Source organism: Pengzhenrongella phosphoraccumulans (genome assembly GCF_045689905.1).
Taxonomy (GTDB): Bacteria; Actinomycetota; Actinomycetes; order Actinomycetales; family Cellulomonadaceae; genus Pengzhenrongella; species Pengzhenrongella phosphoraccumulans.
In genome coordinates this window covers 391,444-404,451 of record NZ_CP144210.1, presented here as the reverse complement: position 1 = coordinate 404,451, position 13,008 = coordinate 391,444, and the positions used below count along the sequence as shown (strand labels likewise).

Annotated in this window: 11 protein-coding genes; 7 read left to right on the top strand and 4 right to left on the bottom strand. The window is 70.7% G+C overall.

Annotation, left to right across the window (positions count from 1 at the left end; all coding sequences use genetic code 11):
- Positions 1–44: 44 nt before the first annotated feature.
- Both VTA80_RS02040 and VTA80_RS02035 read right to left on the bottom strand, forming a co-directional pair.
- On the bottom strand, positions 45–704 hold the full coding sequence (locus VTA80_RS02040; protein WP_407343760.1) for an arsenate reductase ArsC: 660 nt from the start codon (positions 702–704) through the stop codon (positions 45–47).
- Positions 701–1,405, bottom strand: coding sequence for a helix-turn-helix domain-containing protein (locus VTA80_RS02035; protein WP_407343759.1), 705 nt, complete (start codon positions 1,403–1,405; stop codon positions 701–703). Before VTA80_RS02035 ends, VTA80_RS02040 begins: the two co-directional genes overlap by 4 nt.
- A 69-nt stretch (positions 1,406–1,474) precedes the next feature.
- Between VTA80_RS02035 and VTA80_RS02030 the strand changes: the two genes are divergently transcribed.
- From VTA80_RS02030 to VTA80_RS02015, 4 genes are all read left to right on the top strand, one after another.
- Positions 1,475–1,909, top strand: coding sequence for a PPOX class F420-dependent oxidoreductase (locus VTA80_RS02030; protein ID WP_407343758.1), 435 nt, complete (start codon positions 1,475–1,477; stop codon positions 1,907–1,909).
- Between the two features lie 45 nt (positions 1,910–1,954).
- Positions 1,955–5,248, top strand: coding sequence for an EAL domain-containing protein (locus tag VTA80_RS02025; RefSeq protein WP_407343757.1), 3,294 nt, complete (start codon positions 1,955–1,957; stop codon positions 5,246–5,248).
- Between the two features lie 67 nt (positions 5,249–5,315).
- Positions 5,316–5,579 carry a metal-sensitive transcriptional regulator gene (locus VTA80_RS02020; protein ID WP_407343756.1) on the top strand — a complete coding sequence of 88 codons (264 nt, stop codon included), beginning with the start codon at positions 5,316–5,318 and terminating at the stop codon, positions 5,577–5,579.
- Positions 5,580–5,719: 140 nt separating this feature from the next.
- Positions 5,720–8,272 (top strand): FAD-dependent oxidoreductase, encoded by a 2,553-nt coding sequence (locus VTA80_RS02015; RefSeq protein ID WP_407343755.1) that lies wholly within the window; start codon positions 5,720–5,722, stop codon positions 8,270–8,272.
- A 43-nt stretch (positions 8,273–8,315) separates the two neighbouring features.
- Here the strand turns inward: VTA80_RS02015 and VTA80_RS02010 are convergent, their stop codons facing one another.
- The gene (locus VTA80_RS02010; protein ID WP_407343754.1) at positions 8,316–10,040 is read right to left on the bottom strand and encodes an aminotransferase class V-fold PLP-dependent enzyme; all 1,725 of its coding nucleotides are present in this window, start codon (positions 10,038–10,040) and stop codon (positions 8,316–8,318) included.
- Positions 10,037–10,447, bottom strand: a complete 411-nt coding sequence (locus VTA80_RS02005) for a hypothetical protein (RefSeq protein ID WP_407343753.1) — start codon at positions 10,445–10,447, stop codon at positions 10,037–10,039. The genes VTA80_RS02010 and VTA80_RS02005 overlap by 4 nt, the downstream gene beginning before the upstream one ends.
- A gap of 271 nt (positions 10,448–10,718) precedes the next feature.
- Between VTA80_RS02005 and VTA80_RS02000 the strand changes: the two genes are divergently transcribed.
- The 3 genes from VTA80_RS02000 to VTA80_RS01990 all read left to right on the top strand — a co-directional run bounded on the left by VTA80_RS02000 (position 10,719) and on the right by VTA80_RS01990 (position 12,974).
- Positions 10,719–11,087 carry a YidH family protein gene (locus VTA80_RS02000; RefSeq protein WP_407343752.1) on the top strand — a complete coding sequence of 123 codons (369 nt, stop codon included), beginning with the start codon at positions 10,719–10,721 and terminating at the stop codon, positions 11,085–11,087.
- Positions 11,084–11,416, top strand: a complete 333-nt coding sequence (locus VTA80_RS01995; protein ID WP_407343751.1) for a DUF202 domain-containing protein — start codon at positions 11,084–11,086, stop codon at positions 11,414–11,416. The genes VTA80_RS02000 and VTA80_RS01995 overlap by 4 nt, the downstream gene beginning before the upstream one ends.
- 100 nt (positions 11,417–11,516) lie before the next feature.
- Positions 11,517–12,974 carry an NAD(P)/FAD-dependent oxidoreductase gene (locus VTA80_RS01990; protein WP_407343750.1) on the top strand — a complete coding sequence of 486 codons (1,458 nt, stop codon included), beginning with the start codon at positions 11,517–11,519 and terminating at the stop codon, positions 12,972–12,974.
- The last annotated feature ends 34 nt before the right edge of the window (positions 12,975–13,008 follow it).

Below are 13,008 nucleotides of genomic sequence, written 5' to 3'. Positions count from 1 at the left end.
TTCTCGGGCTCCGGTGCGGGTGCGGTTGCGGTTGGCGGTCAGGGTCACAGGGGGCGGACGGGCACGGAGAGCTCCTGGAGAAGGTGCCGGACCCGGAGCTCGATCGCGTCTCGTACCGGCCGGATGTGCTCGGTGTCCATCCCCTGCGGGTCGTCGAGGGTCCACTCCTCGTAGCGCTTGCCCGGGAAGATCGGGCAGGCGTCACCGCAGCCCATCGTGATCACGACGTCGGCGGCGCGGACGACGTCGTCGGTCCAGGGCTTGGGGAACTCTGTCGAGATGTCGATGCCCCGCTCCCGCATCGCGGCGATCGCCGCGGGGTTCACCTCGGTGCCGGGCTCTGAGCCGCCGGACCAGGCGATCGCCGCCGCGCCGGCGAGCCGGTGGAAGAAGCCCATCGCCATCTGCGAGCGACCGGCGTTGTGCGTGCACAGGAAGAGGACGACCGGCAGGCCGTCGTGCGTGAGTCCCTCGACCTTGGCGAGGGCGTGCAGCTGTTGCCGGGCGAACCGTTCCGCCAGCAGCGGCAAGAAGGTGAGGACCGTCGCGCGGCCCGCGAACTGGTCGTAGGAGGAGTGCAGGAACCTGTCGATCGTCTCGGCGCCGAAGACACCGTCGAAGTCGCCCGCGAGCTGGGCCGCGGCGGTCTTCAGTGCCAGCCGCTGGTCGAGCGCGATGTCAGGACGGTGGTGGCTGTCGCTCATGGGGTGCTCCTGTCCGGGGTGGGTGCGGGGCCGGGTGCGGTCACTCGTGCGGCGAGGTCGCCGACCCGGCGGGTGAGCTCGTCGACGGCGTCGTCGAAGGACTGGTCGCTGCCGACGCGGACCGGGTCGGGGATGGACCAGTGCAATCGCGCCGCGGCGCCGAGCTCCTCGTGCGCGGAGTCGCAGACGGTGACCACGAAGTCCTCCGGGCGGACGACCTCCGTCACGGCGCGGGGGAGCGCACTGTGCAGCGGTAGCCCGTGCCGCTCCGCGGTGGCCAGCGCGCCGGGATGGACCCGGGCAGCCGGGTGGGTGCCGGCCGAGGCGACCGGAACGACGCTCCGCCGGCGCCACAGGGCGACCGCGAGCTGGGACCGCGCGGAGTTGTGCGTGCAGACGAAGACGACCCGTGGCACCGCGAACGCCGTCCGCAGCACGAGCTCGAGCGCCTCCGGGACGAGCCGGAGGTACGTGCGCCGGCGGTCGCCCTCCGAGTGCAGGCGGGTGACGAGGCCCGCGTGCTCCAGGACCTTGACGTGGTGCGCCACAAGGTTCGAGGGCAGGCCCACCAGTGCCTGCAGCTCCGACGGTGAGGCGTCGCTGAGGCTCAGAGCACCGACCATCGCGAGGCGCGCCGGCTCACCCAGGGCGGCGTGCACCGCCGCGCGCCGGAGGAGCTCCTCAGATCGGTCCGTAGTCATTGACTCAATAATTACTGAGTTTTCTTCGGAAGTCAATGCGGAGACCGATCGGCGCGATACCGTCGGCGCATGACGGAGACCGGGACCGGGTGGCTCGATGTGTGCGGCCGCGCGACGTACGTCCGGCTCACGACGTTCCGGCGGGACGGCACTCCGGTTCCCACCCCCGTCTGGGTGGTCCGCGACGGGGGCTCGCTCTTGGTGATCACGGGCGCCGCTGCGGGCAAGACGAAGCGGCTGCGGCACACCCCGCGGGTGTTGATCGCGCCGAGCGACATGCGCGGCCGGGTGGCCGCGGACGTCGAGGACGTCGAGGCGACGGCGACCGTCTCCTCGAGCCCTGCCGAACTCGAGCGGCTCTCGACGCTTCTCAAGGCGAAGTACGGCGTTCAGTACGCGGTGATGAGGCTTGCTGACCGGGTGCGCGCGCGCGGGGCGGACGCGTCGGTCCAGATTCGGATCCTTCCGGTCGACGGCGTGATGGACGAGACCGCCGCGGGGTGATTGTCTAGAATCATCTGCTGCCGCTAGAGGGCCAGGTGGGGATCGATGCACGACGACGCGGGGCGGCCCGAGCGGGAACGTGCCGCGTGCCCGGCGGGCGTGCCGTCCCGGGCGCCGGGGGCCGAGGCGGTGGCGGCACTGACTGCGCTGCCCGACCCGGTATTCATCCTGCACGTGGTGCAAGACGACAACGGGGCTGTCACGGAGCTCGTCGATGCCTACCGCAACGATGCCGCCGACCGGCTCTGTCGCGAATCGGTCTTGCCGTCCGCCGGAGGCACGTCGGGGGAGATGCTGCCCTGGGTCACGGCCGCCTTCGACCAGCTCGTCGCTGCGTTCGAGGCAGATTCCCCCAAGTCCTTTGATGTGCCTTGCCCCCTCCAGCGCGACCCGGGTTGCGTCTACTCGATGACGGCGACCAGGCTCGGCGCGAGCCTGCTGGTCTCGGCCGCGGAGATCACCGAACAGCGGCGGGCTGAGGCTGGGCTCGCGGAGGTTGCCTGGCGGTTTCAGATGCTCGCAGAGAACTCTTCCGACTTTGTGATCCAAGTCGGCAGGGAGGGTGAGGTTCTCTGGGCATCGCCGTCCGTCACGGGAGCCCTCGGATGGCGACCCGACGAGCTAGTTGGCCAGAACCGGATGGACTTTGTTCATCCCGACGATCGGTCCGGCCAGATCGAGGCCGCAGAGCGGATCGCCACGGGTGAGCGGGACGCCCGGAGTGTGCGCGTCCGCCGCCAGGACGGCTCGTACCGCTGGTTTGCGAGGACCTGGCGCCCGATCCTCGATTCGTTCGGGGCGGCGGATGGAAGTGTGGCCGGCTTCCGCGACGTCCAGGCGGAGATCGAGTCCGAGCAGGCGCTTAGCGCGTCCGAGGAGCGGTACCGGTTGGTCGCCGAGAACGCCTCGGACTTCGTGGCGTTGGCCCAGTCAGACGGGGCGATGATCTGGGTGTCGCCCGCCGTGACCCGGTCGACCGGGTGGGCGCCCGAGGACCTTGTCGGCAGGTCGATGGACTATCTGATCCATCCCGATGACCTCGCCGCGACAACAGCCGAGCGCGGTGCGTTGCTCATGGGGCACGAGGTCACGCACCCCTCGGGTGGATTCTTGACGCGGGTGCGGACAAAGTCGGGCGGCTGGCGGTGGATGTCCGGGTCGGGCACCCCGGTGTCGGAGGGTGCGAGCTTCGCGGGCGTGGTCGCCAGCATCAAGGATGTCGACGACCTCGTGCGCGCCCGCGAGGAGGCGGTCGCTGACCGGGCCCACCTGCGCGCGACCGTGGATTCCCTGCTCGACCCGCACGTGCTGCTCACGGCCGTGCGCGACGACTCCGGTCTCATCGTGGACTTCGAGTACGCCGACGCGAACCCTGCCGCGTGCGAGTACAACCAAATCGCGTACGCCGACCTGATCGGTGCTCACCTGCTCGACGTGTTCACCGCTCATGCCGGCACGGAGCTGCTGGAGTCCTATCGGCAGGTTGTCGAGACCGGCGAGCCGTTGGCGCTCGACGAGGTCAGCTATGTTCACGAGATCCTCGGGACCGAGCGGCGGTATGACATCCGCGCGTCGCAGGTCGGGGACGGGATCTCCCTGACCTGGCGGGACGTCACCGACCGCCACGCCGCTGTCGAGGCCCTGGCTCGTTCGGAGGAGCTGTACCGGGTGCTCGCCGAGAACGCCTCGGACGTCGTGCTGCGGCTGGAGCCGGACGGGACCTTCGCGTGGGTGTCTGACCCGATCACCGAGCTCCTCGGGTGGCAACGGGCGGACGTCGTCGGGCACGAGATCGACGACTTCATCCATCCCGACGACCTGGCGCGGTTCCGGGAGATCGACGCCGAGACCCCCCGGGGTCGGACCACGAGCGTGGACGTCCGGTTCCGGTGCGCCGACTCGAGCTACCGGTGGATGGCCTGCCGGATCCGCGTCGAGCTCACCCCCGAGGGAGTGTCGTCGGGGTTCGTGGGTGCGCTCGTCGACATCGCGGACCGCAAGTCCGCGGAGGAACTGCTCTCCTTCTCAGCGAGCCACGATGCGCTCACCGGACTCGCCAATCGGGCCCTGCTGCTCGAGGAGATTGATCGCGCCCTCGCGGTCGGGCGTCGATCGGGTCGGGCGACGGGCCTGCTCCTCGTCGACCTCGACCACTTCAAGAACGTCAACGACGCCTTGGGGCACACGGTCGGCGACGAGCTGCTCCGCGCGGTGGCGGCGCGCATCGCGGCGACGGTGCGAGCGGGGGACCTGGTTGCGAGGCACGGGGGCGATGAGTTCGTCGTGCTGCAACGGGAGCTGCGCGATGTCGGCGACGCACGGCAGCTGGCTGAGCGGCTCGTGCTCGAGTCGCGCAAGTCGCTCACGATCGGTGACATGGAGCTGTTCGCGACCGCGTCGGTCGGCGTGGCGGTGGTGGTCCCGGGGATCGACCCGGTGCGCGACGCGGTCGACCTCATCCGGGAGGCGGACACCGCGATGTACGCGGCCAAGGTGGCCGGCCGGGACCGGGTCGCCCAGTTCAACGACGACCTGCAGCGGAGCGTCGACGACCGCTTGCACCTCGAGGGTGAGCTTCGCCATGCCCTGGCCCGGGACCAGCTGGCTGTCTGGTACCAGCCCGAGGTCGACCTGCACGACGGCACGGTGCGGGCCGCCGAGGCGTTGCTGCGGTGGCACCATCCCGACGGCAACGTTCGCCCGGCGGCGCAGTTCATCGAGGTCGCCGAAGACAGCGGTCTCATCCTCGACATCGGCGCCTGGGTCCTACGGGAGGCCTGCGCCGCGGCTGCCCTCTGGACGAAGAGGGATCCGTCGCACCGCGTGGTGCTCCGGGTCAACCTGTCACCGCTCGAGCTGGGCCAGCCGGAGCTGATCGAGAACCTCGACGCGGCGCTCGCCGCGAGCGGGCTCGGGGCGGACCTGCTCTGCGTCGAGATCACCGAGATGGCGATGCTCAGCGACAGCGCGACCGTGCGGGCCAACCTGGAGGCGATCCGGGAGCGAGGGATCGACCTCGCGATCGACGACTTCGGGACGGGTTACGGGTCACTGTCCTACCTGCGTCGCTACTCGGTCGACGTCATGAAGGTCGACCGCAGCTTCGTCACGGGTATCACGACCGATACCCAGGACCGCATGCTGGTCGCCGGCGTCATCGCGCTCGCGGACCGGCTGGGGATCTCGGTGACGGCTGAGGGTGTCGAGTCCCTGGCGCAGGCGCGCGTCCTGGCCTCGATCGGTTGCGCCGGGGCACAGGGCTACCTGTACTCACCTGCCCTGGAGATCGGGGCGTTCGCGGAATTCCTCCGGGCGCGTGAACCGGTCGAGCCCGCCTGAGCCGGTCCCTCCGGACGTGGTACCCGCCGGGGTATCCTCGGAGGACACCGAGGCGGAGGAACCAGTCATGGAGCTCGACCCGAACGAGATGGTCAAGGTCATCAACCGTCTCAAGCGCGCCCAGGGCCAGCTGGCCGGGGTGCTGAAGATGCTGGAGGAAGGCCGGGACTGCGAGGACATCGTCATGCAGCTCTCCGCCGTCAGCAAGGCCCTGGATCGGGCCGGGTTCGCGATCATCGCGACCGGCATGCGGCAGTGCCTCGTCCAGACCGATGGCAAGGACACGCTCGACGTCCTGAAGCTCGAGAAGCTGTTCCTCTCGCTCGCCTGAGCCGAGGTCCCGGTCTCCGGGACTGATGTGATCAATCGCACATTGATACCCCCTAGGGTATGCGACGTTGGTCCCCCTGGTGGAGGTGTTGCCCCTCGTACGGTCGTGGAAACGGCCCCTACGTGAGGAAACGCATCACCATGAAGATCGTCGTCGTCGGCGGAGTAGCGGCCGGAATGTCCATCGCGGCCCGGGCCCGCCGGCTGGACGAGTTCGCCGAGATCGTCGTGTTCGAGCGTGGGCACCATGTGTCGTTCGCGAACTGCGGGCTGCCCTACCACATCGGCGAGGTGATCACGGAGCGCAGCCGGCTCATGCTGCAGACGCCGCAGAGCCTGAGCGAGTCGCTCGACCTGGACGTGCGGATCGGCGTCGAGGTGCTCTCGATCGACCGCGTGGCGAAGACCGTCCGGGCGCGCGACGTCGACTCCGGCGTCGAGTACGACGAGACGTACGACGTGCTCGCGCTCGCCCCAGGGGCCAACCCAGTACGGCCGAACCTGCCGGGCATCGACCTTCCCCAGATCCAGGTGCTCCGCCGGATCGGTGACATGGACGCGATCAAGGCCATGATCGACGGCGCCCCGGGCGCGATGGTCGACGGCGCCCTGGGCGCGATGGTCGACGGCGCGGGCGGCAAGGATCGCCAGGGCGGCATCAAGCACGCCGTCGTCATCGGCGCGGGCTACATCGGCCTGGAGATGGCCGAGAACCTGCACGACCGCGGCGTCGCGGTCGAGATCGTGGAGATGGCCGACCAGATCGTGCCGCCGCTGGACCGCGAGATGACGACCCCGCTCGAGAACTACCTGCGGGCGCACGGCATCGTGCTGCACCTGTTGACCGCGGCCGCGGCGTTCGCCCCGGGCAAGGCGGGGCAGGTCAAGGTCGAGCTGAAGAACAACACGTTCATCGACACCGATCTGGTGATCCTCGCTGCGGGCGTCCGGCCGAGCACCGAGCTCGCCGTGGCCGCCGGCCTGGACCTGGGTCCGCGTGGGGGCATCCTCGTGGACAAGCACATGCGGACGTCCGACCCGTTCATCTTCGCCGCGGGCGACGCGGTCGAGGTCGAGCACACCGTGCTCCCCGGTACGTGGCTGATCCCGCTCGCCGGACCGGCGAACCGGCAGGGGCGGGTCGCGGCGGAGAACATCTGCGGCCGGGGCACGGTGTACGAGTCCACCCAGGGCACCTCGGTCGTGAAGGTCTTCGACATGGTCGCGGGCGGGACCGGCGCCACCGAGAAGCAGCTGATCGCGGCCGATCTGCCGTTCTCGGCCGTGTCGACCCATCCCAACGGGCATGCCGGGTACTACCCCGGCACGGCGATGATGACGGTCAAGGTGCTCTACGCCCCCGACTCGGGTCGCATCCTGGGTGCGCAGGTTGCGGGGTTCGACGGCGTCGACAAGCGACTGGACGTGCTCGCCACCGCGCTGCGGGCCGGGATGACGGTGTACGACCTGGAGACCCTCGAGCTGTCCTACGCCCCGCCGTTCGGCGCGGCCAAGGACCCGGTCAACATGGTCGGGTTCGTCGCGTCCAACGTGCTGCGCGGCGACCTGGCGCTGTGGCGCGCGAGCGACTATCCCGAGGCGACCGAGGGCGCCCGGATCATCGACGTGCGCGGTCCGGACGAGTTCGACGTGTGGCACCTGCCGGGTGCCGAGAACGTACCGCTGAAGGACCTGCGCGCAGCCCAGGTGGACTGGGACCGCGCGACCCCGATCCGGCTGTACTGCTCGGTGGGCTTCCGCAGCTACCTCGCCTACCGGTCGCTGGTCCAGCGCGGGTTCCTCGACGTCAAGACCCTCTCGGGCGGCATGCGCACGTTCCGGGCGTTCCACGACGTCGCCCCGAGCGAGATCGATGCGCCGCTGCCGGTGACGTCGTACGCGGAGCACCTGCGTGACGCGCCTGCCCCGGTGGCCACGGGCGTGTTCATCGACCTCGACTGCACGGGGCTCGCCTGCCCCGGGCCGATCATGAAGCTGCAGGAACGCATCGGGACGCTCGCCCCGGGCGACGAGATCCTCGCGCACGTGTCCGACGCCGGGTTCCGGCTCGACGCCCCCGCGTGGGCGGCCAAGAACGGCCACGAGATCCTCGCGCTGACCCCGGAGGGTCCGGGCTACGCAGCGCGGATCCGCAAGGGCCGCCCGGCCGCCGCGGCCGGTCCCGGGGGAGCGGCCGCGTTCACCGGACCCGCCGCGCGCATCAAGGACAAGAAGTCCTTCGTGGTGTTCTCGGGCGAGCTCGACAAGGTCCTGGCGGCGTTCATCCTGGCCAACGGGGCCGTGGCGATGGGTGACGAGGTGTCAATGTTCTTCACCTTCTGGGGCTTGAACGCCCTGCGGCGCGACAACCCGCCGGTGCGCGAGCGGTCCGCGCTCGACCGGATGTTCGGTGCTGTCCTGCCCTCGGGCGCGTCGAAGCTCAAGCTCTCCACGCTGAACATGCTGGGTGGCGGGACCTTGCTCATGAAGAAGGTCATGAAGGACAACAAGGTGCCCACGCTGCCCGAGCTCATCGCCTCGGCCCAGGGCGCCGGCGTCCGACTGGTCGGCTGCACCATGACGATGGACCTGCTCGGCATCGCCCCGGCGGACCTCATCGACGGCGTCGAGCTGGGTGGGGTTGCGACCTTCCTGGGCGAGGCCAACGAGTCGAACGGGGCGTTCTTCATCTGAGGGCGCGGTCCGGCCCGGGGTCTGCCCTGATTCTCGTCGGCCCCTACCGGGCGGGCAGCTCGAACCAGTTCAGCCCCGGGTCGGTCAGCGCGGGGCAGCACGCTGGGGGATCGGTCGGCCGGTCCGACGTCGGCGCAGGAGTCGAGGGCCGCGCATCGGTCAGGATGCGGCGGGCCTGGGCCAGGTAGCCGGGCAGATCGCTGACCGGCGCCCGGCGCTCGTCGTGCGGGTAGGTCATCGAGCCGTCGGCGGCGTACGCGACGTCGGTCAGGCGCAGCGGCGGGTCGATCGGACCGGAGCTGTGCTGCCACAGCCCGGTCGTGGGCTCGAACCGGTACTCGTCGAGCAGTCGCCACGCGTGCGACCCGACCAGGTCCACCGCCTCGATCAGGAAGTCGGCGACGTCGTCGGTGAGGAAGTAGTTGAGGTTCAGGCGCGCCCAGCCGGGCTTGAGCCCGCTGCAGCCCGCGCCGATCGCCGCCTGGAACGCGTCCGAGTGCCGGTCGTCGATGCCGAGCAGCCGATGTCCGTACGGCCCCGCGCACGCGCAGCCGCCGCGAGCCTGGATCCCGAACAGGTCGTTGAGCACCGCGACGAGGAAGTTGTGGTGCAGCAGCAGGCCGGACGGCGCCCGCACCGTGAAGCTCACGATCGCGAGCCGGTCGGCCCCGGTGTCGCCGAGGATCTCGATCGCGGGGTTGGCCCGCCACCGCGTCAGCGCGCGATCGAGCAGCACCCGCTCGCGCCGCCGGATCGCCGTCGTGCCGACGGCCTCCTTGAGCTGCAGCACCAGGCCCGCGCGGATCGACTCGACGATCGCGGGGGTGCCGCCCTCCTCGCGGAGCTCGACGTCGTCCAGGTAGGCGTGCGAGTGGGGCGTGACGAAGGCGACCGTGCCGCCGCCCGGCACGACGGGGACGCGGTTGCGGGCAAGGGTGCGGCGCAGCAGGAGGACGCCGGGAGTACCGGGCCCGCCGATGAACTTGTGCGGGCTGAGGAACACGGCGTCCTTGGCGGTCGCCGGGTCGGGCGGGGTCCCGTCCGGCCCGGGCGGCCCGTCCATCTCGATGTCGACGTACGGCGCCGCCGCCGCGAAGTCGAAGAACGCCAGCGCGCCGTGGCGGTGCAGCAGCGTCGCGACGGCCGCGGTGTCGGTGAGGATGCCGGTCACGTTGCTCGCGGCGGAGAACGCCCCGATCAGCAGCGGTCGGTCGGCGGCCCGGGTGAGCTCGGCCTCGAGCTGGACCAGGTCGACGTGGCCGACGGCGTCGGCGCCGATCGCGACCACGTCGGCGATGGTCTCGCGCCAGGCCAGCTCGTTCGAGTGGTGCTCGTAGGGCCCGATGAAGACGACGGGGCGTTGCTCGGGAGGGATGTGGGCGCCGAGGTCGAATGCCTCCTCGAGGCCGGGCGGCAGGCGGAGCTGCAAGATGCCGACGAGCTTGTCGATGGCCGCGGTGCAGCCCGCGCCGCAGAAGATCACCGCGGTGTCCTCGCCGGCCCCGGCCGCCTTGCGGACGATCGCCCGCGCGTCCTGCCGGAGCACGCTCGTGGCCAGACCGGTGGCGCTCGACTCCGTGTGGGTGTTCGCGTACCGCGGCAGCACCTCGGTGCGGATGAAGTCCTCGATGAACGTCAGCGACCGGCCCGACGCCGTGTAGTCCGCGTACGTGATTCGGCGCGGCCCGAACGGGCCGGACAGGACAGCGTCGTCCCCAATGACGGCGGCGGCGACGGTGGCGATCAGGGCGTCGGCGCTCTCGGTCATGAGGATCGTCTTTCTGCAGACAGGGAGACTCGGCCGCTGTCGACCGGGCGGCGGGCGATCCGCCAGCAGACGTACGCCAGGGGCAGCTCGACGACCAGCGCCATGGCGAGTGCGATGAGCTGCTCGGTGCGGGTCGCGGAGTTGAGCACGTCGAACCAGGCGTCCACGACGAGCATCGCGGCGGCCACGGCCGCGAACCGGCTCGCCGAGCCGTCGTCGCGCAGCAGCGCGCGGCCCGTGACGGCCAGGACGATGAGCAGCGCGACGTCGAACCCGAACCACCCGAGCCAGTAGTGGTGGGCGGTGTAGTGCCGGGGGAGGGTGACGGCCAGGTAGACCGTCCATGGGGCGGCGATGGCGGCAGCGACGAAGAACGCGCGCGCGAGATGGGCCGAACGGATGGGCACACGTCGATGATACGGACCCGGGTATAGGGGCGTGCGCCGCGTGACATCGAGATACCCCCTGGGGTATAGTTGCAATTCCACGTCGACCTACCCGAGGAGTCACTCATGTGCAGTCCTGCCCGTTGCGCCCGTTGCGGCAAGATCACCTGGTCCGGCTGCGGCATGCACGTCGACTCCGTGATGGCGAACGTCCAGCCAGCCGAGCGCTGCACCTGCCGCTAGCCTGACGCCGTCCCGGATCGGGGATCGAGGCGAACGGACGGGGTGCGCAATGGCGGAGGACGACCGGCGCTTCCCGCGCAGCGTCTATGGCACCGGTGCCGAGCCCGACGTCCGCTTCTCCCTGGCGAACGAGCGCACGTTCCTCGCCTGGATCCGCACGTCGCTGGCGTTCCTGGCCGCGGGGATCGCCCTCGAGGCGCTCGAGCTGCCGATCGAGCCGCGCCTGCGGACCGCCGCGGCGCTGGTCTTCGTCGTGCTCGGCACGGCCGCACCGATCCAGGCCTGGCTCGGCTGGGTGCGGGTCGAGCGGGCCATCCGCATGGGGCGGCCACTGCCTGCACCGGCGCTCGCCGGCCCGATCGGAGCCGGCACCCTGCTGGCGGGGGTTCTGCTGCTGATCGGGCTGCTGCTCCCGTGAGCTCCGCGCGCGGCCCGCGACCCGACCCGGGCCTGCAGCCCGAGCGGACCGCGCTCGCCTGGCGCCGGACCGCGCTCGCGCTCATGGTCGGTCCGGTGGTGGCCGCGCGGCTGCTCGTCCCCGAGCTCGGCGTCGTCGCGGCCGTGGCGGCCGCTGGTGGGCTTGCGCTCGCGATCTACGTCGCGGTCTCGTCGTCGGCCCGGTACCGCGATGCGGCGCGGGCCGACGACCCAGATCGGCCGGCCGGCGCCGCGCTCCTCCTGGTCACCGCACTCGTTCCTGTGGTCGGCGGGCTGCTCGTGCTCGCCTTGGTGCTCGTCCGGATCTAGCTCCCGTTTCACCCTCCTTCTTGATACCCCTGGGGGTATGCTTCCGACGTAGCTCGACGTCGAGCTAGCGGCTTGAACCCCAGTGGTCAGGAGAGTGGTCATGGCGCGTGTGGTGATTCTTGGTGCGGGAGTTTCGGGGCATACGGCGGCGTTGCATCTGCGGCGTCTGCTGGGCCGGGAGCACGAGGTCGTGGTGGTCTCGCCGAAGGCGGACTGGAACTGGATCCCGTCGAACATCTGGGTCGGGGTCGGGCGGATGCCCGTGCGCAAGGTCGTGTTCCCGCTGGCCCCGATCTACCGCCGGCAGCGGATCGACTTCCGGCAGGCCAAGGCCGTGGCGATCCGGCCGGAGGGCGACGGCGCGAGCGACCGGGGCGCCGTCGACATCGTGTACACCGACAGCACCCGGGACGGTCAGACCGAGAAGCTGACCTACGACTACCTGATCAACGCGACGGGGCCGAAGCTCAACTTCGCGGCCACCCCGGGCCTCGGCCCGGACGGCCACTCGTGGTCGGTGTGCACACCGGAGCACGCGGTCGAGGCCGCGCGCGCCTTCGAGGCGGTCAAGGACAAGCTGCGGGCCGGTCAGCGCCAGCGCCTGGTCGTCGGCGTCGGGCACGGGATGTGCACGTGCGAGGGGGCGGCGTTCGAGTACGCGTTCAACGTGGAGCACGAGCTGCGCGAGGCGGGGCTGCGGGACTTGGCCGAGGTGGTGTACCTGACCAACGAGCACGAGCTCGGGGACTTCGGGGTCGGGGGCATGACGTTCACCCAGAACGGCTTCGTGACCTCGAGCCAGCTGTGGACCGAGTCGTTGTTCCGCGAGCGGTCCGTCAAGGCGATCGTCGGGGCGCACGTCGAGCGGGTCGAGGAGGGCAAGCTCTCCTACGAGACGTTGGACGGGGCGCAGGAGACCCTCGAGTTCGACTTCGCGATGCTGCTGCCACCGTTCCGCGGCGCGGACCTGCAGGCGTTCGACCGCGCAGGCGAGGAGATCACGAGCGATCTCTTCGCGCCCAACGGTTTCCTCCGGGTCGACGCCGACTATGCCCCGAAGCCGTACGAGGACTGGCGCGCGGCCGACTGGCCGAGCACCTACCAGAGCCCCCGCTACGCGAACCTGTTCGGTATCGGGATCGCGTTCGCCCCGCCGCACGCCATCTCCCGCCCCCGGACCAGCCCCCGCGGGACCGTGATCGCGCCCGCCCCGCCCCGGACCGGGATGCCGTCCGGCGTCATGGGCCGCGAGGTCGCGATGTCGATCGCGGACATGATCAACCACGGCGCGTCGGCGCCGACCCACACGGCCTCGATGAGCTCGATGGGTGCCGCGTGCGTCGCGTCCGCCGGTGCGGGCCTGCGCTCGGGAAGCGCGGCCGCAATGACGATGTACCCGGTGGTCCCCGATCACGCCCGGTTCCCCGGGAGCGGGCGGAGCGGGACGGACACGTATGGGGAGATCGGGCTCGCAGGGCACTGGATCAAGCACATGCTGCACTACCTGTTCATCTACAAGGCCAAGGCTCGACCCGGCTGGCGCTTCATCCCGGAGTGAGGACCGATCCGGTCCGCCGCTCCAGCCCGACCTC

Coding starts and splice junctions, on each gene's coding strand:
- VTA80_RS02020 (WP_407343756.1), top strand. CDS start 5,316: ATGGAGCTCGACCCGAACGAGATGGTCAAGGTCATCAACCGTCTCAAG.
- VTA80_RS02040 (WP_407343760.1), bottom strand. CDS start 704: ATGAGCGACAGCCACCACCGTCCTGACATCGCGCTCGACCAGCGGCTG.
- VTA80_RS02000 (WP_407343752.1), top strand. CDS start 10,719: ATGGCGGAGGACGACCGGCGCTTCCCGCGCAGCGTCTATGGCACCGGT.
- VTA80_RS02010 (WP_407343754.1), bottom strand. CDS start 10,040: ATGACCGAGAGCGCCGACGCCCTGATCGCCACCGTCGCCGCCGCCGTC.
- VTA80_RS02015 (WP_407343755.1), top strand. CDS start 5,720: ATGAAGATCGTCGTCGTCGGCGGAGTAGCGGCCGGAATGTCCATCGCG.
- VTA80_RS01990 (WP_407343750.1), top strand. CDS start 11,517: ATGGCGCGTGTGGTGATTCTTGGTGCGGGAGTTTCGGGGCATACGGCG.
- VTA80_RS02025 (WP_407343757.1), top strand. CDS start 1,955: ATGCACGACGACGCGGGGCGGCCCGAGCGGGAACGTGCCGCGTGCCCG.
- VTA80_RS02030 (WP_407343758.1), top strand. CDS start 1,475: ATGACGGAGACCGGGACCGGGTGGCTCGATGTGTGCGGCCGCGCGACG.
- VTA80_RS02035 (WP_407343759.1), bottom strand. CDS start 1,405: ATGACTACGGACCGATCTGAGGAGCTCCTCCGGCGCGCGGCGGTGCAC.